Source organism: Oceanobacter sp. 5_MG-2023, assembly GCF_030548165.1.
In the GTDB taxonomy this organism is placed as follows: Bacteria; Pseudomonadota; Gammaproteobacteria; order Pseudomonadales; family Oceanobacteraceae; genus Oceanobacter.
Genome location: NZ_JAUORS010000018.1, coordinates 43,193 through 69,083 on the forward strand (window position 1 = coordinate 43,193; position 25,891 = coordinate 69,083).

General features: G+C 55.4%; 25 protein-coding genes. 13 read left to right on the top strand and 12 right to left on the bottom strand.

The annotated features are described in order from the left end of the window. Nucleotides 1–270: 270 nt before the first annotated feature. From Q4551_RS12400 to Q4551_RS12415, 4 genes are read left to right on the top strand one after another with little or no spacing between them, the layout of a single operon-like run. Nucleotides 271–1,836, top strand: a complete 1,566-nt coding sequence (locus Q4551_RS12400; protein ID WP_303434158.1) for an ABC transporter ATP-binding protein — start codon at nucleotides 271–273, stop codon at nucleotides 1,834–1,836. Next, nucleotides 1,833–2,936, top strand: a complete 1,104-nt coding sequence (locus Q4551_RS12405) for an ABC transporter permease (protein ID WP_303434159.1) — start codon at nucleotides 1,833–1,835, stop codon at nucleotides 2,934–2,936. Before Q4551_RS12400 ends, Q4551_RS12405 begins: the two co-directional genes overlap by 4 nt. Nucleotides 2,937–2,940: 4 nt before the next feature. After that, nucleotides 2,941–3,867, top strand: coding sequence for an ABC transporter permease (locus tag Q4551_RS12410; RefSeq protein WP_303434160.1), 927 nt, complete (start codon nucleotides 2,941–2,943; stop codon nucleotides 3,865–3,867). Nucleotides 3,868–3,874: 7 nt separating this feature from the next. Then, complete coding sequence (locus Q4551_RS12415) at nucleotides 3,875–5,242, top strand: 8-oxoguanine deaminase (RefSeq protein ID WP_303434161.1); 1,368 nt, start codon at nucleotides 3,875–3,877, stop codon at nucleotides 5,240–5,242. Between the two features lie 126 nt (nucleotides 5,243–5,368). Here the strand turns inward: Q4551_RS12415 and Q4551_RS12420 are convergent, their stop codons facing one another. Further along, nucleotides 5,369–5,542 carry a hypothetical protein gene (locus tag Q4551_RS12420; protein ID WP_303434162.1) on the bottom strand — a complete coding sequence of 58 codons (174 nt, stop codon included), beginning with the start codon at nucleotides 5,540–5,542 and terminating at the stop codon, nucleotides 5,369–5,371. Here Q4551_RS12420 and Q4551_RS12425 point away from each other — a divergent pair. Together Q4551_RS12425 and Q4551_RS12430 are read left to right on the top strand one after the other, a co-directional pair. Then, complete coding sequence (locus Q4551_RS12425) at nucleotides 5,541–5,837, top strand: hypothetical protein (RefSeq protein WP_303434163.1); 297 nt, start codon at nucleotides 5,541–5,543, stop codon at nucleotides 5,835–5,837. The genes Q4551_RS12420 and Q4551_RS12425 overlap by 2 nt on opposite strands. A gap of 210 nt (nucleotides 5,838–6,047) precedes the next feature. Then, complete coding sequence (locus tag Q4551_RS12430; RefSeq protein WP_303434164.1) at nucleotides 6,048–7,661, top strand: BCCT family transporter; 1,614 nt, start codon at nucleotides 6,048–6,050, stop codon at nucleotides 7,659–7,661. A 163-nt stretch (nucleotides 7,662–7,824) separates the two neighbouring features. Here the strand turns inward: Q4551_RS12430 and Q4551_RS12435 are convergent, their stop codons facing one another. Then, nucleotides 7,825–8,115, bottom strand: a complete 291-nt coding sequence (locus tag Q4551_RS12435; protein WP_303434165.1) for a DUF1330 domain-containing protein — start codon at nucleotides 8,113–8,115, stop codon at nucleotides 7,825–7,827. Nucleotides 8,116–8,204: 89 nt separating this feature from the next. Here Q4551_RS12435 and ribBA point away from each other — a divergent pair, with 89 nt between their 5' ends. After that, nucleotides 8,205–9,311 (top strand): bifunctional 3,4-dihydroxy-2-butanone-4-phosphate synthase/GTP cyclohydrolase II, encoded by a 1,107-nt coding sequence (ribBA, locus tag Q4551_RS12440; protein WP_303434166.1) that lies wholly within the window; start codon nucleotides 8,205–8,207, stop codon nucleotides 9,309–9,311. 69 nt (nucleotides 9,312–9,380) lie between these two features. On the opposite strand, the gene Q4551_RS12445 is transcribed toward ribBA, so the two are convergent. The 7 genes from Q4551_RS12445 to Q4551_RS12475 form a co-directional block, all read right to left on the bottom strand. After that, a complete protein-coding gene (locus tag Q4551_RS12445; RefSeq protein WP_303434167.1) occupies nucleotides 9,381–10,115 on the bottom strand; it encodes a GntR family transcriptional regulator in 735 nt (244 codons plus the stop codon). A 76-nt stretch (nucleotides 10,116–10,191) separates the two neighbouring features. Further along, nucleotides 10,192–10,611, bottom strand: a complete 420-nt coding sequence (gene pcaC / locus Q4551_RS12450; RefSeq protein WP_303434168.1) for a 4-carboxymuconolactone decarboxylase — start codon at nucleotides 10,609–10,611, stop codon at nucleotides 10,192–10,194. A 70-nt stretch (nucleotides 10,612–10,681) separates the two neighbouring features. Beyond that, nucleotides 10,682–12,130 carry an NAD-dependent succinate-semialdehyde dehydrogenase gene (locus Q4551_RS12455; protein ID WP_303434169.1) on the bottom strand — a complete coding sequence of 483 codons (1,449 nt, stop codon included), beginning with the start codon at nucleotides 12,128–12,130 and terminating at the stop codon, nucleotides 10,682–10,684. Then, nucleotides 12,130–12,636 (bottom strand): flavin reductase family protein, encoded by a 507-nt coding sequence (locus tag Q4551_RS12460; protein ID WP_303434170.1) that lies wholly within the window; start codon nucleotides 12,634–12,636, stop codon nucleotides 12,130–12,132. Before Q4551_RS12460 ends, Q4551_RS12455 begins: the two co-directional genes overlap by 1 nt. A gap of 11 nt (nucleotides 12,637–12,647) precedes the next feature. Then, nucleotides 12,648–14,126: an aldehyde dehydrogenase gene (locus Q4551_RS12465; protein ID WP_303434171.1), complete on the bottom strand. Its 1,479-nt coding sequence runs from the start codon at nucleotides 14,124–14,126 to the stop codon at nucleotides 12,648–12,650. Beyond that, nucleotides 14,123–14,959, bottom strand: a complete 837-nt coding sequence (locus Q4551_RS12470) for an alpha/beta fold hydrolase (RefSeq protein WP_303434172.1) — start codon at nucleotides 14,957–14,959, stop codon at nucleotides 14,123–14,125. The genes Q4551_RS12465 and Q4551_RS12470 overlap by 4 nt, the downstream gene beginning before the upstream one ends. 15 nt (nucleotides 14,960–14,974) lie before the next feature. Next, nucleotides 14,975–15,574 carry an amino acid synthesis family protein gene (locus tag Q4551_RS12475; RefSeq protein WP_303434173.1) on the bottom strand — a complete coding sequence of 200 codons (600 nt, stop codon included), beginning with the start codon at nucleotides 15,572–15,574 and terminating at the stop codon, nucleotides 14,975–14,977. Nucleotides 15,575–15,721: 147 nt separating this feature from the next. On the opposite strand from Q4551_RS12475, the gene Q4551_RS12480 reads away from it, so the two are divergent. Beyond that, nucleotides 15,722–16,531, top strand: a complete 810-nt coding sequence (locus Q4551_RS12480) for a helix-turn-helix domain-containing protein (protein WP_303434174.1) — start codon at nucleotides 15,722–15,724, stop codon at nucleotides 16,529–16,531. 314 nt (nucleotides 16,532–16,845) lie between these two features. Here the strand turns inward: Q4551_RS12480 and Q4551_RS12485 are convergent, their stop codons facing one another. Continuing rightward, nucleotides 16,846–17,880 (bottom strand): LLM class flavin-dependent oxidoreductase, encoded by a 1,035-nt coding sequence (locus tag Q4551_RS12485; protein WP_303434175.1) that lies wholly within the window; start codon nucleotides 17,878–17,880, stop codon nucleotides 16,846–16,848. Nucleotides 17,881–18,249: 369 nt separating this feature from the next. Between Q4551_RS12485 and Q4551_RS12490 the strand changes: the two genes are divergently transcribed. The 3 genes from Q4551_RS12490 to Q4551_RS12500 all read left to right on the top strand — a co-directional run bounded on the left by Q4551_RS12490 (nucleotide 18,250) and on the right by Q4551_RS12500 (nucleotide 21,072). Further along, complete coding sequence (locus Q4551_RS12490) at nucleotides 18,250–19,209, top strand: glycine betaine ABC transporter substrate-binding protein (protein WP_303434176.1); 960 nt, start codon at nucleotides 18,250–18,252, stop codon at nucleotides 19,207–19,209. 200 nt (nucleotides 19,210–19,409) lie between these two features. Further along, complete coding sequence (gpt, locus tag Q4551_RS12495; protein ID WP_303434177.1) at nucleotides 19,410–19,907, top strand: xanthine phosphoribosyltransferase; 498 nt, start codon at nucleotides 19,410–19,412, stop codon at nucleotides 19,905–19,907. Between the two features lie 436 nt (nucleotides 19,908–20,343). Next, nucleotides 20,344–21,072, top strand: coding sequence for a hypothetical protein (locus Q4551_RS12500; protein ID WP_303434178.1), 729 nt, complete (start codon nucleotides 20,344–20,346; stop codon nucleotides 21,070–21,072). A gap of 67 nt (nucleotides 21,073–21,139) precedes the next feature. On the opposite strand, the gene Q4551_RS12505 is transcribed toward Q4551_RS12500, so the two are convergent. Both Q4551_RS12505 and Q4551_RS12510 read right to left on the bottom strand, forming a co-directional pair. Next, nucleotides 21,140–21,616 carry an NYN domain-containing protein gene (locus Q4551_RS12505; protein WP_303434179.1) on the bottom strand — a complete coding sequence of 159 codons (477 nt, stop codon included), beginning with the start codon at nucleotides 21,614–21,616 and terminating at the stop codon, nucleotides 21,140–21,142. 144 nt (nucleotides 21,617–21,760) lie between these two features. Then, entirely contained in the window at nucleotides 21,761–22,789 is a 1,029-nt protein-coding gene (locus Q4551_RS12510; RefSeq protein ID WP_303434180.1) for an AraC family transcriptional regulator, read from the bottom strand. Nucleotides 22,790–23,064: 275 nt separating this feature from the next. Here Q4551_RS12510 and Q4551_RS12515 point away from each other — a divergent pair, with 275 nt between their 5' ends. Together Q4551_RS12515 and Q4551_RS12520 are read left to right on the top strand one after the other, a co-directional pair. Further along, nucleotides 23,065–24,204, top strand: a complete 1,140-nt coding sequence (locus Q4551_RS12515; RefSeq protein ID WP_303434181.1) for an aldo/keto reductase — start codon at nucleotides 23,065–23,067, stop codon at nucleotides 24,202–24,204. A gap of 298 nt (nucleotides 24,205–24,502) precedes the next feature. Continuing rightward, nucleotides 24,503–25,834 carry a YHYH protein gene (locus tag Q4551_RS12520; protein WP_303434182.1) on the top strand — a complete coding sequence of 444 codons (1,332 nt, stop codon included), beginning with the start codon at nucleotides 24,503–24,505 and terminating at the stop codon, nucleotides 25,832–25,834. Nucleotides 25,835–25,891 lie beyond the last annotated feature (57 nt).

The following is a 25,891-nucleotide window of genomic DNA, read 5'->3' on the forward strand; positions in this document are numbered from 1 at the left end:
ATACCAGCCACTCTGACGACATAACAAAAAAATTCTGACCAGTTGGCCAGCTTTTTGCTGGCTCGTTAAAGATTCGTAACCATACCTGCAACCGGAAGGGAGTCCCTGGCCAATATTTGTCAATCGCTCAAGCCTGTGAATACTCTGCCAATATGTCCCCAAACACCCCTCTGGCGATGTCCGCCATTCGTTGTTTGAAGCCATATTCAGACCAATACCGCAGCGCCTGACGTTTTCCAGTGTTTGCCAGGCTCCACAGAGGAACAGCCCGTGCCCAAGCAACCCGTACCCCCCAGGCTCAGCCTGCGCGGCATTACCAAGCAGTACCCAGGCTGCATTGCTAATGACGACGTACACCTGAGCATCGCGCCCGCCGAAATTCATGCCCTGTTGGGAGAAAATGGCGCCGGTAAAAGCACCCTGATGAAAGTGATCTACGGTCTGGTCAAGCCCGATCGTGGTGAACTGCTCTGGGATGGCTTGCCATTGGAAGTCAAGGACCCTGCCCACGCCCGTAAAATGGGGATTGGCATGGTGTTCCAGCATTTTTCCCTGTTCGATACCCTGACCGTCACGGAAAACATCGCCCTCGCACTGGGAGACGATGCCGGAGAATTGGGGCCACTGGCCGAAAAAATCCGCACCGTTTCGGAAAAATACGGCATGGCCATCAACCCCGAGCGTGAAATCCACACACTGTCGGTGGGTGAGCGTCAGCGGGTCGAGATTGTCCGCTGCCTGGTACAGGACATCCGATTGCTCATTCTCGATGAGCCAACCTCGGTGCTGACACCGCAAGAAGTTGAGGTACTGTTTGTCACCCTGCGCCAGCTCGCCAGTGAAGGCTGTTCAATCCTGTTTATCAGCCACAAGCTGAACGAGGTCAAAGCCCTCTGCCACAAGGCCACCGTATTACGTGGCGGACGTGTATCCGGTGCCTGTATTCCGTCGGAACAAGACACCACCAGCATGGCCAAGATGATGGTGGGGGACGATACTCCGGTCAGCACCACCTACCCGAAGGTACTGGGCGACAAGCCCGTGCTGGAAATCACCCAGCTGGATCAGCCCAGTCATGATCCCTTTGGTGTCCATCTGAAAAACCTTGACCTGACCGTCAATGCCGGGGAAATCGTTGGCATCGCCGGTGTCGCCGGTAATGGTCAGGAAGAACTGCTGGCCAGCCTCAGCGGCGAAGCGTTGAGCAAAGCAGGGACGGTATTTTTTAACACCAGCAGCGCCGGTAAAACCGATGTGGCACTGTTGCCACCAGACCAGCGCCGCGCGCTGGGGCTGGGTTTTGTCCCGGAAGAACGCCTCGGCCGCGGCGCTGTACCGGAAATGAGCCTGACTGAAAACGCCTTGCTCACCGGCTTTCTGACCGGACTGGTCAAACAGGGAATGGTCGGCTGGCAAAAAACCGAAGCCTTTGCAGATAAGATCATCAAGGACTACAAGGTCAAAACCGCAGGCCGTCACGCCCAGGCGGACAGCCTCTCTGGTGGTAATTTGCAAAAATTCATTATTGGCCGGGAAATCCTGCAAGATCCCAAAATCCTGATTGCTGCCCACCCCACCTGGGGCGTGGATATCGGTGCCGCCACGGCGATCCACAAAGCCCTGATTACGCTACGGGATCAGGGTGCTGCCATTCTGGTGGTGTCGGAAGACATTGATGAGCTGTTCCTGATTTCCGACCGCATCGGCGCGATTTGTGACGGCGAGCTGTCACCGATCAAGCCCACCCCCCAATCCTCCATTGAAGAACTGGGCCGCATGATGGCAGGCGACTTCAGTCCCCAAGTACAGCCCGCAACCGAGGGAACTCACGCATGATCAAACTGGAACCTCGGGGCGAGCGCTCCAAACGGATGGCCTATTTGTCGCCGGTACTGGCGGCGGTTCTGACCATGCTGACCGGCGTTATCCTGTTCACCTTGCTGGGGGTTGATCCCTGGGAAGCGCTGGTGACGATCTTATACGTGCCGATTTCGGATACGTATGGCATTGCCGAACTGTGCGTTAAAGCCACGCCGATTCTCTTGTGTGCCATTGGTCTGTCGGTGGTGTTCAAGGCCCAGATCTGGAACATCGGCGCAGAAGGCCAGCTGTTGATCGGCGGTCTGTTTGGCAGCTATATGGCGCTGCAACTGATTGACGTTGAGTCCGCCTGGGTATTGCCGACGGTACTGGTCTTTGGTGCTCTGGGTGGCCTGGTATGGGCCGGTATTGCCGCACTGCTGAAAGTGCAGTTCAACACCAATGAAATCCTGACCACCATCATGATGAACTACATTGCCCTCAATATTCTGCTGTGGGCGGTGCACGGGCCATTAAAAGACCCCGATGGCTACAACTTCCCGGAATCCGCCATGTTTTCCGATTCGTCGCTGTTGCCACTGCTGATTGAAGATACCCGGATTCACTTTGGTCTGGCGCTGGCGCTGCTGGCGGTCGTGGCCATCTGGGTACTGATGAGCCGCAGTTTTTACGGCTTCCAGATCAAGGTAATGGGGCTGGACGCCAGTGCCGCACGACTGTCCGGTTTCAAGGAAAAACGGCTGGCCTATTTTGCGCTGATGCTCAGTGGTGCTCTGGCAGGGCTGGCTGGCGTCAGTGAAGTGACCGGCCCGATCGGACAATTGATTCCCAATATCTCACCCGGTTATGGCTACGCTGCCATTATTGTGGCCTTTTTGGGCCGCCTGCATCCTGTCGGCATTCTGTTGGCCTCACTGTTGATGGCACTGTTGTATATGGGTGGTGAAATGGCGCAAATCAGCCTCGGCTTGCCACTGGCACTAACCGGCCTGTTCCAGGGCATGTTGCTGTTTTACCTGCTCGCCTGTGACGTATTGATCAGCTTCCGTGTGCGCTGGATCAGTCGCCAACCCACCACCGCTCCTATCCAACCCACCACCAATACACAGGGATAACACCATGGATATCGATCTGATCAGTAATATTCTTTATGCCATGGTCCGTACCGGCACCCCACTGTTGATTGTGGCGCTGGGCGAACTGATTTGTGAAAAAAGCGGTGTGCTGAACCTCGGCCAGGAAGGCATGATGCTGATGGGTGCGGTGGTCGGTTTTGTCGTCGCCTTGCTGTCCGGCAGCCTGTTGCTGGGCTTTATGCTGGCCATTGTCGCCGGTATGTTGATGTCGATAATCTTTGCCGTTATCACCATGGAGCTCAGCGCCAACCAGGTCGCTACCGGGCTGGCACTAACCATTTTTGGTACCGGACTATCCGCCTTTGTCGGTGCCGATTTTGTTGGTAAACCGATTGATGGCCTGGACCCGGTTTTTATCCCGGTGTTGACCGACTTGCCCATTATTGGCCGTATGTTGTTTGGCCAGGACTTGATTGTTTACCTGTCGTTCGTGCTGTTTGGCGGCGTTTACTGGTTTATCAAATACTCCCGTCCCGGCCTGATTCTGAAGGCGGTTGGGGAAAACCCGCACTCCGCCAATGCCATTGGCCTGCCGGTTTTAAAAACCCGCTATCTGGCCATTATCTTTGGTGGTGCCATGGCCGGATTGGCAGGCAGCTATCTGTCACTGGCCTATACGCCACTGTGGGCAGAAAACATGTCCGCCGGACGTGGCTGGATTGCACTGGCGCTGGTGGTTTTCGCCAGCTGGAAAGCAGAGCGGGTATTACTGGGTGCCTGGTTGTTTGGCCTGGCCAGCATTCTGCATCTGGTTTTCCAGGGGCTTGGCTTCTCGGTATCGCCGAACCTGCTGGCCATCCTGCCATACCTCGCCACGGTAGTCGTACTGGTGATATTGTCCAGCAACCAAAGCCGTAGCCGCCTTGTCGCGCCGATGTCTCTCGGCAAACCTTTCTACGCCAAAAGTTAATCTGACCATGAACAGCACCACGACACCTGCACGACTCTGGATCGCCAACCCGTTGGCGATCCAGACCAACAGCCCGGAAGACGCCCGTGGCGGACTGGTTATCCAGTCCGGCACGATCGTCGAAGTGGTCGCCGCCGGGCAACAGCCCGAGCGGTACGACCAGCTCTTCGACGCCAGCCGTCATGTGCTGATTCCGGGCCTGATCAATACCCATCACCACTTTTACCAGACCCTTACCCGTGCCTTGCCTGCGGCCCTGAACAAAGAGCTGTTCCCCTGGCTGCAGACTCTTTATCCCGTCTGGGCCGGTTTGCAGCCGGACATGCTGCATCAGGCCACCCGTCTGGCTCTGACCGAGCTGTTGTTGTCTGGCTGCACCACGGCGGCCGATCATCACTACCTGTTTCCACAAACCCTGACCGATGCCATTGATGTACAGGCCGACGCCGCCGCTGATGTCGGCTTGCGCGTCACCCTGACCCGAGGCTCCATGAGTCTGGGACAGGACGACGGCGGCTTGCCGCCGCAATCGGTGGTGCAAAGCGAAGCAACGATTCTGGCCGACAGCGAACGGCTGATCCGTCGTTATCACGACGCTGCCCCCGGCTCGATGATGCAAGTCGCACTGGCCCCCTGCTCTCCCTTTTCGGTTACTCGCGACATCATGATCGCCAGTGCCGAGCTGGCTGCCCGGCATCAGGTGCGTTTGCACACGCATCTGGCCGAAACGCTCGACGAAGAAGCCTTCTGCCAGAAAATGTTCGGCTTGCGTACGGTCGACTATCTGGAAAGTGTCAACTGGCTACATAACCGCACCTGGCTGGCTCATGGCATTCATTTTGATGCCAATGAAATCCAGCGACTGGGAACGGCGGGGGTCGGTATCTGTCACTGCCCAACCTCCAACATGATGCTGGCGTCCGGTATCTGTCCGGTGCAGGATCTCGAAGCGGCCGGTAGCCCGGTGGGCATTGGTGTGGATGGTTCAGCCTCGAACGACTGTTCGAACATGATTCAGGAAACGCGCCAGGCCATGTATCTGCAACGACTGAAATACGGCTCTTCCAAAGTAACGCATCAGGATGCGCTGCGTTGGGCCACCCAGGGTTCCGCCAACGTATTGGGCCGTGATGACATCGGCACCCTCGCGGTGGGCAAACAGGCCGACCTGGCTTTGTTTGGCCTCGACGAACTGCGTTTCTCCGGCAGTCATGATCCGTTAGCCGCACTGCTGCTGTGTGGCGCCCATCAGGCGGACTATGTGATGGTGGCGGGACAATGGAAGGTCGAAAAAGGAGAAGTGGCAGGGGTCGATATTGGCGAGCTGCGTCATAGCCACCAGCAGGCCGCCAACGCCCTGGCAGCACTGGCATAACCACAGCTCCGTTGATAACGATGGAGTGATCGCCTCAGGCGCATGTCCCCAGGCTGGCCAGACAAGCGCCAGATACAATCAGGGAGTCAATCAGTGCGTTTTGACTGTCGTTACCGGTATCGGGCTTTATTCTGCCACTGACGCCATGCCGGTGGTCGGCGTGGTGGCCGGTTTTGCCATCCTGGCTGCTATCATGGCGACTATTCCAATCGCTATCACAGCAGCCATCCCTATCAATATTACAGCGATTATCACAACCACTATCTGAACGGTCGCCAGCAGGATGATGGTTATATCCATGGCGATGGTTCTTGATACGGCAATCCACCATTGCTCTCCTCTTTTTTCAGCTCAAACAACTTTTCAGCTCAAACAACTTTTCAGCTCAAACAATGCGGACAACGTCAGGCGTAGCAACGCAGGGTGTCTGGTCGCTATTTCAAATATGTCTGGATGCGTCGGCCAGAACGACCAAGACATCAGGCTTCTAAATCAATACAACATCGCTGCTCTCTACGCTAAAGGATTCTGCCAGGCCGTCTTGCTACAGCAGCGCCATCTGATGACGTTATCGCGCCCTTTAGGGCAATTGTGACATCTATAAACCGGGCACTGAAAAGCATTGTCGGCATCGATGTATCAATAGCGGACAAACAAGCCAAATGGCATTGAACCCTTATCATGTAAGTTGGTATACCATAATACACAACATCGCCAAGCGTATATTCATGAGCCTGGAAGAAATAACCGACAGGGCCTCATGAATGATTCCGTCACTCTTCACATATCAAGGGAGCATGAAATAATGCAACCCAAGAAAATGTTAGTCAGCAAGGGCCTGTTCGCCGGGATACATCCAGGAATGGGTATTGCCTCAAAAGCGATGATTCTGGCCTTCGTTCTGTTCACGGTTCTGAATGTCGATCTGGCCAACGGTGTATACACCGATGTCAAAAGCTGGATTCAGACCACTCTGAACTGGTACTACGTTATGGTCGTCAGCGTGGTGCTGTTTTTCTGCGTATGGATGGCTTTCAGCCGCCATGGATCGATCCGGCTGGGTGCTGATGATGAACGCCCCGCGTTCAGTTTCTTTGTCTGGTTTTCCATGCTGTTCAGCTGCGCCATTGGTGTTGGCATTCTGTTCTGGAGTATTGCCGAGCCGATATTCCACCTGCAGGGCAACCCCTTTATCGAGATGGCCGGTATTGAACCCGGCAGTGCCGAGGCGGCCCAGGTTGCCTTGCGGATTACCCTGTTCCACTGGGGCTTGCATGGCTGGGCGGTGTATATCGCGACCGGAATGATGATTGCGTATTTCGCCTGTCGTCGAGGTTTGCCGATGACCATTCGCTCAACACTGTATCCGCTGCTGGGGGATCGTATTTATGGGCCTCTGGGTCATGCTGTCGACTTGCTGGCCATTTTCAGCACCCTGTTTGGTACTGCAACCGCCCTCGGCCTTGGGGTATCCCAGATCAATGCGGGACTGAACTATCTGTTTGGGGTCGAAATATCCACCACCGTCCAGGTCGTGTTGATTGCGGTGATTTCCATTATTGCCACCCTCTCGACCATGTCCGGTCTGGAACGGGGAATTCGCTGGTTAAGCGTCTGGAATATCCGTATCAGCCTGGTACTGATCGGCTTCTTTGTGATCGCCGGGCCAACCGTGTATTTATTGGGTATGTTCACCACCAGCGTGGGGGATTACGTCTGGCATATGATTCCCATGGGCTTCTGGACCGATCCGAACCCTGAAGGTCAATGGCAGGGCTGGTGGACGCTGTTCTACTGGGGCTGGTGGTTGTCCTGGGGTCCTTTGGTGGGGCTGTTTATTGCCCGTATTTCCCGTGGCCGTACCATCCGTGAATTCCTGCTCAGCGCTCTGATCATCCCTCCCCTGGGTGGCTTTATCTGGATTATTGCCATGGGTGGTACCGCACTGCATATCGAACTGTACGGGGCTGGCGGTATTGTTGAAGCCGTCAATGCTGACATGACCATGGCGCTGTATCACACCATTGAAGCCATCGGGGTCGACTCCCTCACCTGGCCAATGTCCTTGTTGGCGACCATCATGATTATTACTTGGTTTGTCACTTCGGCAGACTCCGGCACCCTGGTGATTTCCACCATCCTGTCGATGGGCAGTGAGCCTTCGTTAGCCATTCGTGGCATCTGGGGCACCATTCTGGGTGCCGTCGCGGCGGTACTGCTGCTGGCCGGGGGACTGACGGCATTACAATCCGCCACCATCGCAGCAGCCCTGCCATTCTCCGTGGTGCTACTGCTGATGTGTGTGGCCCTGATAAAAGGGTTACGGGACGAACGGGACGGTATTTCTTACGGTCCGGGCGACCTGGCCCAGACCGGCAAGTCTGCCAGTTCCGACAAGCTGGCCCGCTCCACTTCCTGATAGCGCCCAAGCCTCCCGGCACTTGCCGGGGGTTTTCAAGCTGTTCTGTTCTGCTAAAGCCGCTCAGTACCGAGCGGCTTTTGTATTTCAAGCGGTCATGCAGACAAGGGCCTGTAAAGCCGTGCGACCGGTCAAGGCGGATAGATACACCACGCTTTGACCTTTATTGCCCCTTGAGTATCACGATATGGGCGCTGGCCACTTCCAGCCGATGCTGGCGAGCCTGCTGATAGGCATCAGAGTGATAACAGGCCAACGCCTGTTCATAACTGTCAAATTCAAACACCACCGCCCGGTCCGGGGTTTTATCAAAGCCTTCCAGTGCTGTCATTTCACTGCCCCGCGCCAGGATTCTGGCACCATATTGTTGCAGCGCTGTCGGTGACTGCTCCATATATCGGGCATATTGCCGGGGGTCATCAATATCAACAAAGGCAATCCAATAAGCTTTCATACAATTCTCCAAATTATTTGTGGTATACCATAATACAATATCGTATTTTAGAATGATTAAAAGATATTGAATAGCATGGGAGATGGGCGATGAACATCGATAGCACGGCGGATATTATCGAGGATATCCGTAACGGCAAAATGGTCATTCTGATGGATGACGAAGACCGTGAAAATGAAGGCGACCTGATCATCGCTGCGACAGCCGTAACACCGGAAGCGATTAATTTTATGGCGTCCAAAGCGCGTGGACTGATTTGCCTGACACTGGACGAACAGCGCTGTGAGCAACTGGGCTTGCACGCCATGGTTGCCGATAATGGCTGTACTTACGGCACCGCATTTACCGTTTCGATTGATGCGGCCCAGGGCATCTCAACCGGTATTTCTGCCGCCGACCGTGCCCACACCATCCAGCTAGCGGTAGCCGCCGATGCCCAACCTGCCGATCTGGTACAACCGGGTCATATCTTCCCGTTACGGGCGCGCAAGGGAGGGGTGTTAACCCGGGCAGGACATACCGAAGCCGGTTGCGACCTGGCACGACTGGCGGGCTTTGAAGCCGCGGCGGTCATTGTCGAGATCATGAATGAAGACGGCACCATGGCACGTCGTGACGACCTGCTGGCGTTTGCTGCCCAGCACGATTTGCGTATTGGCACCATCGCCGACCTGATCCAGCATCGGATGAATACCGAAACCACCGTTACCCGGATCGGCGAGCAACCCCTGCCCACCGTCCACGGCACCTTCCGGATGGTGACTTACGAAGACCGCCTGTCCAATGCCGTTCATATTGCTCTGGTGGCCGGTGATATCAATCCGGAACAGCCGGTTCTGGCGCGGGTTCATGGCATTGATCCTCTGCGCGACCTGATTGGTGCCAATTACCACGGCCCGACACACTGGAGCCTGTGGTCAGCACTGGAAGCCGTAGCCCGCGAGGGCACCGGGGTGGTGGTACTGGTGGATAACGAAACCTCTGCCAGCGCACTGCTGAATCGCGCACCACAGCTGATGGTGCCAAACACCAATAACCAGCGGGTGTTCAGCGACGTTGGCACCGGCGCGCAGATTTTACGGGATCTGGGTGTGCGGAAATTCCGGCATCTGGGAGCGTCCTGGCGCTTTGTCGGGCTGGAAGGCTATAACTTGCAGCTGATCGACAGCATTCCGTTCAACCCTTGCCAGGACTAAAAAAAAACCGCCAGAGACACGGGCATGTCTTTGGCGGTTGATGCCACCAGCAGATGGCCAATAACCGGTTCAGTTCGGGGCAATATATATGGCTTGCAAGGTTGCCGGGTCGACATCGTTCTGCTTGGCCATCACCGCCAAGGCCACGGTGGCGGCCTTGTGGATATGATCGATACTGGCTTTGCGCGCCCGCACCGGATCACGGGACTGGATCGCTTCAAAGATGGCCGCCATTTCCTCACTACTGTCGAGGTAACGATCATTCTGGCTGACTGTCGTCGCACGCAAAAAGCTGATCCGCGCCTGCAACTGGCGCAACAGGCTACACGCAGTATGGTTACCACAACCCTGAAACAGCACGTTGTAAAAATCACTGACAGCTTCCAGTATCAGCACCACATCGCCGCTTTTGAGCCGGGATTGCAGTTTGCGTAACGAGTATTCAAGGTCCAGCAACTGGTCTTCGCTGGCACGCACGGTAAACAGCTCCACCACCAGGCTTTCAAGCGAACAGCGCAGTTCGTAGATTTCCAGCGCCTGCTCCAGGGTGATGACCGAGACTCTCGGGCCTTTGCCATCGAGGTATTCAACCAGCCCTTCGGATTCCAGATGTCGCAGTGCTTCCCGGACGGAAGTCCGGCTTACCCCCAGCAGGTCGCACAAGTCCCGTTCTACCAGGCGGTCTCCAGGCAGGAACTTGAAGCTGAGAATGGCACTGCGCAAGGCGTCCAGTACCTTTTCCCGCAATGTTACGGAGGTTCGTTCTATCTTCCCCAGATCTTCTCGGGAGTGTTTCTTCAGCATACCCTTTATCCAACTGGTCAATCATGAACCGAGGCAAGCCCCGGTGGGGCGCCGCACAGTGTAACGACGATGGTTGTCAGGCAACCGGCGTTTGATCTTGCTGGTCGGCGTCGAGCTCGGCCAGCACTTCACGCGCAATTCTAAAGCTATCGATCGCTGCAGGCACACCACAATAGATCGCGGATTGTAAAAAAACCTCACGAATCTCTGCAATGGATACCCCGTTATTCAGCGCACCACGGACATGCACCCGGATCTCGTGGGGACGATTCAGGGCCGTTAACATGCCCAGATTGATCAGTGAGCGCTCCCGGCGGCTGAGTTCTTCCCGCGTCCAGATTTCGCCCCAGCAATATTCTGTCACCAGCTCCTGCATTGGCCAGGCGAATTCGTCCCGGTTGTTGTTCAGGCTCTGGTCGACGTAGGCGTCACCCAACACTTCACGGCGGACTTTCAATCCGGCATCAAAGCGGTTTTTTTCAGCAGAATCAGTCATAACATTCTCTCTATGCGTTGGCTTGTACTTTGACCTGTGCGTTAACCCGTACCTTGACCGGGCCAGTGTCTTAACGGCCCAGTCCGCCCATCATCATGTATTTGATTTCCAGATAATCATCCATGCCGAAGTGTGAGCCTTCACGCCCCAGCCCGGAGGTCTTGACCCCACCAAAGGGAGCTACCGCGGTAGAAATCAGCCCTTCGTTGATACCCACCATGCCATACTCCAGCGCTTCGCCTACGCGCCAGCAACGCGCCATATCCCGAGTATAGAGATACGCCGCCAGGCCAGAGTCGGTGTCATTGGCCAGGGCAACCGCCTCGTCTTCGTCATCAAAGGCAAACACCGCAGCCAGCGGGCCAAAGGTTTCTTCCTGGGCCACGGCCATGGTGCTGGTCATACCCGACAGCAGGGTGGGAGCAAAAAAGTTCTCACCGGCGGCGTGTGGTTCGCCACCACAATGCAAGGTCGCGCCCTTGTCCAGCGCGTCACGCACATGGCGCTGTACTGTGGTTAACGCTGCCTGGTTAATCAACGGTCCTTGATCGACACCGGCCAGCAAGCCATGACCAACCTGTAGTGCCTCAATCTGCTCTTGCAAGCGTCGCACAAAGACATCATGGATGCCACGCTGCACCAGAAAACGGTTGGTGCAGACACAGGTTTGCCCGGCGTTACGGAATTTGGAAATCATCGCTCCCTGAATCGCGGCGTCGATATCGGCGTCATTAAACACGATAAAAGGTGCGTTGCCTCCCAGCTCCAGCGAGACTTTTTTGACGGTATCTGCACACTGGCTTAATAGCAGTTTGCCGATCCGGGTCGAGCCGGTAAAACTCAGCTTGGCGACTTTCTGGCTGCTGGTCAGAACATTGCCGATGGCAATGGCATCACCAGTCACAACGTTAAAGACACCATCGGGAATACCGGCCTGTTGCGCCAGTGCTGCCAGCGCCAGCGCCGAAAACGGTGTATCCGGTGCCGGTTTGACGATAAAGCTGCAACCCGCTGCCAATGCCGGGCCACACTTGCGCGTAATCATGGCGCAGGGGAAATTCCATGGGGTAATCGCTGCCACAACACCGATCGGCTGTTTCACCACAACGATACGGGCATCCGGGTTAGGACTTGGAATCACCTCGCCGTACACCCGCTTGCCTTCTTCGGCAAACCATTCGATAAAACTGGCGCCATAAAGAATTTCACCGTGAGCTTCGGCCAATGGCTTGCCCTGCTCCATGGTCAAAATACGGGCCAGTTCATCGGCATGAGCCACAATCAGCTCATACCAGCGGTAGAGAATACGGCTGCGCTGTTGTGCCGTCATGGCAGCCCAGCCCTTGCGGGCCAACTCGGCGGCCAGAATAGCGGCATGGGTTTCGGCTTCCGCCATCAGCGGCACCGTACCAATCACATGGCCATTGGCCGGGTCATAAATGGTCTGGGTTTGCCCGTCATCGGCATCGCACCAGCGACCATTGATAAAAGCCTGTTGTCGGAACAATTGCGCCGTCATCAGCAAGCCTCCTCAATTACCGGCATTGGCCAGCTGCCCATATCCCCTCGGCAATACACCATTGGACTGCGACCGCTGTCATTGGCCATATGCTGCACTTCTCCCACCAGGATGGCGTGATCGCCGCCTTCGTATTGACGCCAGTGGCAGCATTCCATCACCGCCACGGTCGAGGCCAGTACCGGCACCCCGGTGACGCCTTGCTGGATATCCAGCTGCGCCAGTGCGGCAACCTTGTCGGCCCCTTTTTTGGCAAAAGCCCAGGCTTCCGCACCCTGATCCGCAGCCAGGATATTGACTGAAAAATGCGTGGCTTCACTGAGCACCTGATAGGATTCGGAGCGGTACTGCGGACACACCAGAATCAGCGGCGGATCCATCGACAGGGCACTGAATGCGCTGGCGGTCAGCCCGGTTACCCGGCCATCGCGATCGTAGGCCATCACCACGGTGACCCCGGACGGAAACGAACCCAGAGTGGCTTTATACAAATCTTGGTTAATCATGTTGCTGCTCCTCAACGCATCACAAAGGGGTCGCTCATTGGCTCGCTGGAGAGGTTGACCCAGACGGTTTTTTTCTCGGTATAGGAAAGCACGGCTTCGATACCGCCCTCGCGCCCGTAACCGCTGTCACCAAAACCACCAATCGGTGCCATGGCGGACACCACCCGATAGGTATTCACCCAGATAATGCCGCTGCGGACGGCCTTGGAGAGTCGATGGGCGCGGGCGATATCCCGCGTCCAGATACCCGCCGCCAGGCCGTAACGGGTGTCGTTGGCCAGCGCCAGTGCTTCAGCTTCCGTATGAAAACGAATTGCTGCCGTGACCGGACCAAACACTTCTTCCTGCATCAGGCTGTTCGACGATGAGTCACTTTCCAGCAAGGTCGGTTGGAAATACCAGCCGCCATTACATTCAACCCGCTGGCCGCCGTAGCGCAAGACGGCGCCTTCGCTGATCGCCTGCTGCACCATATTGTCGGCGATATCCAGCTGGGCCAGAGTCGTCATCGGTCCCATTTCGGTCTCTTCTGCCAGTGGATCACCAATACAGATACGGCTGGCGCGTTCACAAACCCTGGCGACCACTTCGTCGTAAATACTGTCGTGAATCAACAGCCGGGAACCGGCCACACAACTTTGCCCTGACGCGGCAAACACACCGGCAACAATGCCGTTAACAGCGCTGTCGATATCAGCATCCGGGAAAACGATTTGCGGCGACTTGCCCCCCAGTTCCAGCGACAAATGAGCGAAGTTTTCAGCACTGGAGCGCACGACATGGCGCGCGGTGGCGGCACCACCGGTAAAGGCAACATGGCGCACCAGCGGATGACGGGTCAGCGCCGCACCGGCGGAAGGGCCATAACCGGTAATAATATTCACAACACCGGCCGGGAACCCGGCTTGTTCAACCAGTTTACCCAGCGCCACAATGCTGGCCGAGGCGTGTTCTGACGGCTTGATCACCAAGGTATTACCCGCCGCCAGCGCCGGTGCCATCTTGATGGCTGTCAGGTACAGCGGGCTGTTCCAGGGCACAATCGCGGCGACGACGCCCATTGGCTCGTGCAGGGTGTACGCCATCATGTCGGATTTATCGACCGGCAGGGTTTGCCCTTCGATCTTGTCAGCCAGCCCCGCCATATAATAGAAAAACTCTGGCAAATACCCCATCTGGCCACGGGTTTCGCGGATCAGTTTGCCGTTTTCCCTGCTTTCCAGTTCCGCCAGCAGCTCACGATGATCAGCAATCAGGTCGCCCAGCGTCCGTAACAGCTTGCCTCGTGCTGTGGCGGTCAGCCCCGCCCAGGCCGGACTGACAAAAGCCTGATGTGCCGCCGTGACGGCGATATCGGCATCCACCTCGGTGGCATCCGGAAAACTGGCCCATGGCTGTGCCGTGGACGGCGTCAGGCTGTCAAAGCGATTGCCGCTCTGGGCTTCACAATAACGGCCATTAATGTACATCTGGTAAGGAGTCAAATTCACAGACAGGTCTCCGATGAGGTAGCAGGACAAGTACTGTTACAGCTGCCAAGAAACAGCTGCAAGGCGTGATTAATCAGTTGCGGGGATTCCATTGCCATCATGTGCCGTTGCCCGGCCATAATCTGGCAGCGGGCAGAAGGTATCTGGCAAGCCAGTTTCTGGGCCATTTCCGGGGTTGAGCCGGGGTCCAGCTCACCGGCCATCACCAGTGTTGGTACCCGGATATCAATCAGCCGGTCAGCCAGGTAATTGTCACTACCGGCGAACAGGCGATAGGCACGCAAATAACCTTCCGGGTTGTTGGCACAGACCAGATCCCGGATTCCCTGTATCCCGGCAGTGTTGGCAGCCCGGTATTCCGGACTGAACCAGCGCTCCAGCGCAGCATCTATATTGGCTTCAGGCCCATGCCTGGCCACATCCAGTGTACGAGCCAGAATTGCCTGCCGGGCGTCTTCTGTACGGTCAAACACACTCCCCATGATCACCAGCGAGCGTAATAGCTGCGGCTGCTGAATCGCAAATACCCGCGCTACCAGCCCGCCCATGGAAAAGCCGATCAGATGCACCGGCCCGCAGTCCAAGTGTTGCAGCAACCGCTGCAATTGCCCGGCGTAGTCATCCAACGAGGCCACTTTGGGCGGCAACGGACTGTGCCCATGCCCCAACATATCGTAGGTAATGACCTGGTAGTGCTGCGCCAACCCTTGCACCTGAGCGTTCCAGATTGACTGGTCCAGCCCGACGCCATGAATCAGCACAACCGCGTCACCGTCACCGCAGACCTGATAGGCCGTGCCGTCCGGAGTTTTGCCTGTCAGCTTGGTTGTCATGAGTCGTGTCCTTGCTTACTGGTTAGCGAGAGTGGCTTCTTGCTCCAGATCTTTCAGATCCTGGTAGCGGTTACCAATACGAGGGTGCAGACGCCCAGCGGTAGAACCACCCAGACAGATCACCAGCTCGTTGGCTGCCGGCGCATCTTCAATCGACATTTCCATGGTGATGTAATGCGAGCGGAAGCCGGCATCGTCCTTGTGCATCATTGGAATCTGGATAGAAGTACCCGGGCCACCGCGCTTGTTGGTGAAGGCCAGATAGCTCTGTGCATTCACGGCGTTACGGTAGTGATTGCCAAACCGCAACGTATGCACCACGGCCGAGGCGTGTTCGATTTCACCATCCATGCCGACAACGGCAGCCTTGCCATACGCTTCAATTTTATCCGCACCACCGATGGCACGGCTGACGTATTCCACGATCAACGCACCCAGGTCAGAACAGTGCGCCTTGATTTCCGGGCTCAGGTCTTCAACAAAACCACGGCCAGCCCACGGGTTACGAATAATTGCCGCGACACCGACCATGGTGACCGGCTGCTCTGCCGCTTTGCCACCTTCAATAAACGTTTCTTCAATCGTAGTAATCATCTTGCGTATTTCAAAGCTCATCGAGTGACTCCTCGCTACAGAACGTATTTTCAAAAACTGTATATTTAATGGATTGTTTTCGTTTCAATGAAACATGGTATACCATAATACACATGCTTTTAAATGACACAAGAAAATAACAGCCGACACATGCTTCAGGTGATATCCATGCCAATAGAAACCACCAGACAACCGTGTTTGAACAACCTTACTGTTTTGTTACGCCCGGGATTCAGGCTAGCCGACCTGGGGCGTATTAATGAATGGCTTACTGCCTGCCAGGGAGTGACTCCCCATCATATAAGCTGGTCGATTTGTTCGTTATCCGGCGACCTGGTTCGCTCGGACGCCGGACTGATGATTACGGCATTACCCAGCCTGAATCATCAACAGCGTCAGCAAGGCAACCTGCTGGTACTCAGTGGCCACTCCAGCCCGGAGCATGATCAGGAAATCGCCCGTCTGCCCATGCCGTTAAATGACACACTGGTCTGGATTGGCGCCGACTACTACCACGCCAGTGCCTACCTGTTTCATCGCCACGCCAGCCGGGAGGCACTGGATGAATTGATGATCACCCTGTGTATGTCAGACCTGTCGGCTGATCAGGGGGATCAGGTGATACAACAGCTACAGCAAAGCAATATCCCGGCCCACAGCCAGGATAGCCGCTTGCAGCGGGCCTTGGCCGAGATGCGCAAGCATATCGACCAGCCATTAGACCGCCATCAACTATCCCGGGCGGCCTGTCTGTCGGTACGCCAGCTGGAGCGATTATTCCAGACGCATTTCAACCAGACGCCAGGCAAGTACTATACTTGCCTGCGCCTTGAAACCGCCCGCGAACACCTGCAACAGAATCACTCATCCGTCACTGACGTCGCCTACTCCTGCGGTTTCAACTCCGTCTCGCATTTCTGCAAATTGTACAAATCCCATTTCGGCGTCAGCCCTGCCCGCACGCCCATCGTGATTTGAGCGCCAGCAAATCGAGTGATGAGCAGGCAGAACAACCGCTGCAACATCACTCAGCTGATCGTCATAACGACAAAGCAACCAACTAAAAACACATCAAAAAGAAAAGAACCGAGAGACCGGCAAGAACCGGGGCAGGCGCACTGAACCGCTGGCAATATTTTATTTACCAGTGATCCAGTACCATCGAAAAACAGGATTACCCTATCTTTTCAATAACACAAAAATATCCAATAAAATCACAACATTTCAGACAAAAATAGAATCCAATAAATCATGGTATACCATGATTTATTGATTTCGGATAAGCCTGACAATCAGAACGAAGGCATGACCTGATTAATAAACAATTGCAGGGATTCCTTTTTCTGCTCATGACTCAGGCTGTTATCACTCCAGAAACTGTATTCCGTCAAACCACTGGCTTCGTAATATTTCAGCCGTTCAACCACCTCTGCTGGTGTACCAATCACCAGATTGTTGCGCAACTGCTCTGGCGCCAAAGCCTCGAACTCCTCCAGCTCGTCTGCCGAAATCGGATGACAGAAGCCACTCACCGGTTGCTGGTCATTACGTGCCCAGCCCTGGAAGTAGGAGTACCAGCGACGAATACCTTCTACCCCAACACGCCAGTCTTCCGGATCTTCATGCACATAGGTATGACGCAGACACATAATCTTGGGCCGTGCTTTTTCCGGGTGTTTGGCACAAGCAGTTTCAAACTTGTCCATCAGGGAACCCACTTCAGCATCGGACTTGAACAGCGGCGTCACCATAACGTTGCAGTTGTTTGCAATGGCAAAATCATGTGACGCCTGCTCCCGTGCAGCCACCCACATCGGCGGCCCACCGGACTGCAGCGGTTTCGGTACTGATGTTGAGGTCGGGAACTGCCAGCACTCACCATCATGGGCATAATCTCCCTGCCACAGCTTGGGCAAGATCGGCAGCATTTCACGCAAATAACGCGCACCATCAGCGGCTGGTATACCACCAGCCATTCGATCAAATTCACACTGGTAGGCACCACGGGCAATACCGAACTCCAGCCGTCCGCAGGACATTTGATCCACCAGCGCCGCTTCGCCTGCCAGTTTTATCGGATGCCAGAAAGGCGCAATAACGGTTCCCAGACCCAGCCGGATCGTGGAAGTCTGAGGCGCCAGATACGCCAGAAAACTCAATGGGTTAGGGCCAATGGTAAATTCCATTGAGTGATGCTCACCGACCCAGACCGTTTCCATACCACCTTGTTCAGCGATCTGAACCAGCTCAACCAGCTCATTCAGCAGCTCCTGATGCGTTTTGTCAGGGCTATAACGCTCCATCTGCAGGAACAGGGAAAATTTCATACTACGTAACCTTTTTGGGAGTTCAGGTTTTGTTTTGTTCACGAAATCCACTCTTCTGTGGATTGATCTGTATTACGGTATACCATAATACATATACATAAAAGATCATCGAATACCAAGCAGTGGCAGTACAACCAATTGACCGGTTTGGGTACATTTATCCGGCTGGCGCCAAACCGATCATAGTTTCAATACATATCCATCATGACTCCCCCAAATAAAGCCAAAGCGTCACAAGATGACGCTGAGACACCATCATCCACCTTCTGCCCTTTTGATAATGACCGCACCGAATGACGTCATCTGTCCATCCCTTGTCCGGGTCGGATACTGACCATTGTCGCTCTCTTTCTTTGGGTGCCCATCAAGATGAAACACTTTTCGACTGCTTTATTATTGCTACTGTTCCTGGCACATCCCGCCATGGCAGAACCAGCAAGCTGCAAAAACCCCACGCTGGGAGAAGTGGACTGGACCGATTTGCGGGTCGCCACGGCCACCGCCAGCATTCTGCTGAACAAGCTCGGATACGATGCCAGCATTACCCGAATGCCTTCCCTGCAGGATGTTTACAAAGGCATGGACAAGGATCAGGTTGATGTTTTTATGGGCTACTGGATACCGGCACAACGTCACGTGGCCGCACCGTATCTGCAACGCGGATCGATAAAAACCCTGACAACCAACCTCGACGAGGGCCGTTACACTCTGGCTGTGCCGGACTATGTTTACGACCAGGGAATACGCAGTTTTGCCGACCTGGCCCAACACGGTGACAAGTTCGACTGGCGGATTTATGGCAGCGGCAAGGGCAGCAGTGGCAATATCTCGGTACAAAACATGATTGATTCCAACGCTTACCAGCTGCAATCGTTCAAACTGATTGAAACTTCAGAGCTGCTGATGCTGGCACAGGTCAAAGGCCGTATTCGCAAGGGTGAATGGATCGCCTTTCTGGCCTGGACACCCCACCCCATGAACCAGAATTTTTCCATTCGTTACCTGTCTGGCGGTGAAGAATACTTTGGCAAGGATTATGGTCACGCCACTATTAATACCAATGTTCGCGATGGCCTGACTGCCCGCTGCCCCAATCTCGGCCGCTTCTTCCGCAACCTGACCTTCGAGGCCAGCGAGCAGGAACAGATCATGGATCAGGTCAGCAACTACTTTGTACCGCTGGACCGGGCCATTTATATGTGGCTGAACCAGCACCCGGAAGTTATTACCCGCTGGCTACAGGGAGTCACTCGTTTTGACGGCCTGCAAGCCGACGCCACGGCCATTGCAGAGCAGCTTGCTATTGGCTGGGGACGGATCAGGGATTAGTGGCGTGTTTTGGGCGACGCATCACAGCGCCATAAAAGAGCAGAACGGCCCCGGATCTTTATTGTGTAATGGCTATTGATCCCCACTGGCCAAGCCGACATTCTCTGTATTGCCAGGAAAACCGGGGCTTGATCCTGCTCGCACCTCCGAATAAAGTGACCGCCCGGTCAGTTTTTCATTTTATTCACAGGTTCCTGCTCATGTCCGATCACACGTACTCCATGGATTACCCCGTCAGCTGGGAAGAGCTGCATCGCAATGCGCGCACGCTTTCCTTGCGGCTGTTAGACAAAGGCCCCTGGAAAGGGTTGATTGTTATTACCCGTGGCGGTCTGGTTCCGGCAGCGATTCTGGCACGAGAGATGGACATTCGTCTGATCGATACCGTGTGTGTCACCAGTTATAAAAGTACCGGGGATTCCTCGGTGCAGTCGGTACAGGGCGAGTTGCAAATCCTCAAGGGTGTCGAGGGAGATGGCGACGGCATGCTGTTGATCGACGATTTGGTCGATACCGGCAAAACTGCTCGTTGTGTACGGGAAATGCTGCCGAAAGCACATTTTGCCACGCTGTACGCCAAACCCGCCGGTGTCCCTCTGGTAGATACTTTTATTACCGAGGTGAGCCAGGATACCTGGATTCGTTTCCCCTGGGATATGGAGTACACCTTCTCGACGCCTCTGGCTGATCGCACATAACGTACCCAAGCCAGTATCCAAGCCAGCCATCATTACTGGTCGCCCCATGTGACAAACAGGTGGCGACCAGATCTTCTCGGTTCGGCCAGCACACTCTTCCCGACAAGACCAGGTTGGCCTGATTCAACCTTATTCTGCCTGCAACATTTAGGTGCCTACTGGTCCATTCAGCGCACTATCGCCAAGCATTAGCGCAACCGCTGAATCGGATATCGCGCCCTTAACACCTCATATTTCCTCCCTTAGTGCCGATAAAACGGTCATTTGAAATTAAAACGGTTATTTCTGGCCAGTTGGTCAGGATTTTGCTTTTCATCAATTGCTGTCCGAACGGTCAAGTTATAGGCCGGCGACATAATGCTGCATCAGGAGGCTCACAGGCCTTTGAAGTCAGCCAGACGATTTCCTGAATTATTAATCTGAAAGAGAGAGTGTGATGAAAAAACAACTTCTAGCCCTGGCCGTTGTCGCCGTAGCAACCATTCCTGCAGCACATGCCGAGCGTTATTTTGCTGATAACAGCATCTCTGTACTGGTTGGTGGTGATTTCAAAATTGATTCCAACGACTGGCCACAAACCGACAAGGACTACGCTCTGAACACCTACACCGTTGAGCACGTGTCGGGTTACAGCTGGGGTGGCCTGTTCTTCTTCCTCGACCGTGACCAGGGTGACAATAACTTCCGCGCCAGCTACAGCGAGTTCTCACCCAAGTTCTTCGTCACCAAGTTTGACGATGGCATCGTTAAAAACATCAACCTGGCCTTTACGCTGGAATCCGGTTCAACCTCATCCGGCTTCAGTCAGGATAACTACCTGTACGGTATTGGTGCCGACCTGGCGATTCCAGGCATGAACTTCGCCAGCGTCACGTATTTTTACAGCATGAACGACAATGGTCTGGACGACGATCACCAGATCACTCTGACCTATGGTGCATCCTGGGGCCAGGTTGAACTGGGTGGCTACATCGACTATTCAACCGGTAGTGATGATCACAAAGCCAGCTTCAACTTCAACCCGCAGCTGACCTATAACGTTGGTCCGATGCTGGGTTACGACAACAAGATCAAGCTTGGTCTTGAGTACAGCGCATGGCACAACAAATACAGCAGCGAATTTGACGAAAATACCGTCAGCGCTCTGATCAAGGTACATATGTAAACAGTAGCAAGAAGTGCAGTGCGGGCAAGGAAGCTCGCACTGCGCTACTCCATCACATAAAAACCGCTTAGCCCAGCAACAGATCACCATCGATTGGAAAATACTCGCTGGCCGCATGGATCAGTGACGATGCCGTCAGTTTTGCCACCCCGTACACCTCCACTCGTTTACCCCTGCCCACTCTCAGCTTATTGGCCAGCAAATCAAAATCGCCGTCCCCGGAAACCAGCACCACCACATCGGCCTGCTCGCCATATTCCAGCGCATCAATGGTGATGCCTACATCCCAATCGCCTTTGGCCGAACCATCGGCCCGTTGAATAAAGGGCTTCAGTCTTACCTCAAAACCGATCGCCCGCAGGATATTCTGGAATTCCCGCTGTTTCTGGTCGCCACGATCAGTGGCATAAGCAAAGGCTTTCACCACATCCCGCCCTGCCGTCGCGCGCGCCCAGAAGCGGTTGTAATCGAAATGACGCCGAAACGTACCACGGGTGGTGTAGTACACGTTTTGCACATCCACAAATATCGCTACTTTTTGCACAGGCGCTTCCTTACGATGGGTTAGTGTCAGACAACAGCGGCCATGCAGTTGCCCGCCTTGTCATGACTGGGAAGCATACCAGTCGGTCCACCAATAAGCAGACACTGCCGCGTTATTGTCGTGTCCCGATACAACCGGCCGACGCTAATCGATACTTTCCAGCACCAGACTGGAGCGCAGCTTGGCCTTGTCCCGGCCTGGAGGCGCACCAAAGACCTTGTGATAGTCGCGGCTGAATTGCGACGGACTTTCGTATCCGACCCGATACCCGACACTGGCCACTTCATGATCGGTCAGTAACAGCCGCCGGGCCGCTTGCAACCGTATCTGCTTCTGGAACTGGACCGGTGTGAATTGGGTAATCGCCTTGAAATGACGATGGAACGACGCCGGGCTCATGCTGGCCATGGCAGCCAGATCGGCGACTTTGAACCCTTGCTGATAATGGCTGCGCATCCAGGCCGTTACCCGGCCAATCCGCGCGGTATCGCTATCTTCCATACCGATTTGTTGCAATGCCGCCCCCATTGGAGAGCGTAACAAACGCCAGCAGATTTCCCGCCGCAACAGGGGCTCCAGCACCGCCAGGTCTTGCGGCTGATCCAATAACTGCAATAAACGCAGCAAGGGATCGATAAGGCCGGTGGGTAATGCCGCCGTCGACAAGGCCGACGGCCGTTCAGCCAGTGGCGGGCACGGAGCTTGTCGTGGCGCAGTCGCTAATGCCGACGCCGGGGCGTGCAGTAATAACTCCGCCACCATTTCCGGGTCAAGCGCGACACTGAAAGCCACATACGGACAGTCGGGGCTGGCCTCCATGATCCGGGAATTGACCGGTACATTCACCGATGCCAACAGGCATTGTCCCTGCCGGTAATGGAATCGGGTGTCTGCCAGCTCACTGAGCTTGCTTCCCTGCAGCACCACACAAAAGGACGTCGGATAAATGGCGCGCATCGTCCCGCTGGGCTCGGTGGCTCGGGTCAGTCGCAAGCCATCGATGGCGTTCTCCTGTCCATGGCGATGCCATTGCCGTTCGGCCAACGCGGTCAACGCATCAAGCGATGCAGAGGGCATGGCTTGCTGATGAGCCATCTGACCGGCCTGAGCAAGACCCCCCTGGTCTGCCTGCGCTGACGCCTGGCATAACGGGTTTGCGGATGGTGTTTTCATATCGATCTTCCTTCGCTTCTGTCAGCGTAACGGCCGCCGCCAGGCAACCGGTGTATACCGGGCGCAGCGGATTGGCCACGTGAATCACTGTACCCCGACAGCCATTAAAAAGTAGCTCCCGCTTGTCATTTGAGAGGATCAGGCAAGAGTCTGCGAGTTTCTGCCAGCGGTTTTTCCGCCCGCTGGCCATAGCATGGCCTTCTGTCCTGGCTAGCGAATTCAGACAACGACATCGCCAGCCAATCGTCAATGATCCACTCCCGAGGTACGCTGTTATGTCGAGCTCTTCTCCTGTTACCCCCAACACAACCCCTAACACAAGCCCCAACGTCACTGCTGACGCACCCCCGAACATCACCCACTCAGCCACGGCTCCGGGCACTATGCGGATGCGCCAGCTGGGTCACTCCGGCTTGTTTGTTTCGGAGTTGTGCCTCGGCACCATGACCTTTGGTGGCAGCGATGGCATCTGGGGCATGATCGGCCAGCTGCAACAGCAACAGGTGGATGAACTGGTGGCCGCGGCGCTGGCTGCGGGCATTAACTTTATCGATACTGCCAACATGTATGGCGGAGGTGCCAGTGAACGCCTGTTAGGTCAGGCGCTCAAAAACCTGGACGTAAAACGCGATGAAGTGGTTATCGCCACCAAGGTACTCGGCCCCATGGCTGCCAGCCCGAATACCCGTGGCGCCTCCCGGGGCCATATTATGAGTCAATGCCAGGCCAGCCTGCAGCGCCTGCAACTGGACCATATCGATCTTTACCAGATTCATGGGTTTGATAAGGCCACCCCGATCCGGGAAACCCTCGAAGCCCTGAACACTCTGGTACAACAAGGACTGGTGAATTACATCGGCTTGTCGAACTGGGCCGCCTGGCAGGTGGTCAAGGCGGTCGGGATTGCCGAAGCGCGCCAGCTGTGCCCAATTATCTCACTGCAAGCCCATTACACGCTGGTCAGCCGGGATCTCGAGCGCGAGGTCATACCGATGCTGCAGTCGGAACAGATTGGTTTGATGGTCTGGAGTCCGCTGGCCGGTGGCTATCTGTCGGGCAAATACGAAGGCCCGGAGGCATCGGCAGACAATCGCCGCACCAAACTTGACTTCCCTCCGGTAAACCGTGAACGGGGCAGTGAGGTGATTGCCGTTATGGCTGGTATCGCGGCGGAGCAACAAACCAGTATCGCCCGGATTGCCCTGGCCTGGTTGCTCCATCAATCAGCCGTAACCAGTGTTATTGTGGGTGCCAAACGCATCGATCAGCTGACCGATAATATCGCGGCCACCCAGGTGCATCTAACGACCGATCAGTTGGCCTTGCTGGACGCCGTCAGCCGCTTGCCGGAAGAATACCCGGGCTGGATGCTGGAACGGCAGCAAGAATACCGCGCTCATATGGCTTCGAACTAAGAGCCCGCCGCTGCGGATACCGGCGGGATTAACCAGCTGGCATCATGGTTTCATTTCATGGAATGGCATGAGACCTGCCAGCGCCCCTGCCATTCTGGAGCGTATAAACCCTGGCTGGCCGCCGTCATGCGACGGCCAGTCAGCCCAGGAAACACGTAACCTGTTGCCGCTTGCGCGAATGACAGGTGAAGTTCCATAAAACCAGCCTATATTTTCAAATCCTTACCGAACACCCACCATTACTTTGCATTGCGATCGCTACACTGACTGCCTACTTTATGACCCGGATCACTGCACTATGGAAACCAACCGTATAACACCGTTATTAAGCGCATTACTGTTGGCTTTTGCGGCTGCCAACCTGACTGCCTGTGGCGGCAGTGCTTCTGGCGATAGCACTTCGGATGACAGTTCAAGCAGTGATGTATCGGACTCGGACTCGGACTCGGACTCGGACTCGGACTCGGACTCGGACTCAGTATGGATCCTGAATGAAACCGGGGCAGTATCCGCACATATTCTGAGTTCCGAAACCGGCCTGGGTGTGGAAGTCAACGTTCAATCCGTGACGGAAACAACCGTGGACGGGGAAGATTACGTCGTCGTCAACTCGCAGGGGATTCCCGATTACAGCGTCACCATCACGCAGGACATCCTCGACACACTGAACAGCCGTCCCAAGGCCGACACTGACTTTGTCACCGGAGAACCGACCGTTGCCGTCGGCGACGTTATCGCCTTTGGTGAAGACATTGGCTACGACAGCAACGACAACTGCTCCATGGATTACGGCTTTGGCTACTGGCCCCCAGGACCGGAATGTCCCACCCAGGATGAACGCACCGTCTATGTGCCCGTCGAGCCATCCGCCGCCACGGAAGAATGCGACAGCGGCCTCGACAAGATCGGTATCATGGTCAACGGCGCTTCCATTTTTAACTGGGAAGATGGCTTTACCTACAACGAAGAAGGTGTCTGGTCCAACCTGGCACCAGAAGCCGAAGTGTATGACATCGATATGTGTGGCGGCCATGCCGCGGGCACCGATTATCACCACCATCTGTATTCTTCCTGCCTGGCTGAGCTGTTGGGTGATGATGGCAGCGGCCACTCCCCCATCTGGGGTTATGCCGCCGATGGTTATCCCATTTATGGCCCCTGGGAAGACGATGGCGTACTGGCCGTCAGCAGTTGGGTCACCCGCGACTATGACGATGCCGACACGGGTTGCTCCGATGGCGCTCGCAGTTGCGTCCTGGTCGATCAGTACGACACCACACAAGGCACGGTTGACGTTGATTACCCTGGCCCGGACTTTGATGACGTCGTCACCTCGCTATCAGACAACGAATTTGTTGCCGTCAACGGCTTCTATTTTGAAGACTATTATTGGGACAGTTCGTTGACGGACCAGGGCGGGGAATATCTCGACCAGCACAACGGCCATACCGATGACGAGCACGGTTACCACTACCACATCACGATTACCATGGACGACGAAGGCACCATCAAAGCGGCCTTCCCCTATATTCTCGGCCCACAATATGCGGGCGAACTGCACGACAATGCCGTGGCCAGTTGCACCAGCAGCAGCACCGACCTGCCAACGGACCTGCCTCCCGGCCGATAATGATGAAATCCGCAGGGCTGGCATGACGCCGTATTGCGGGGACTGCTGGCCCGCCTC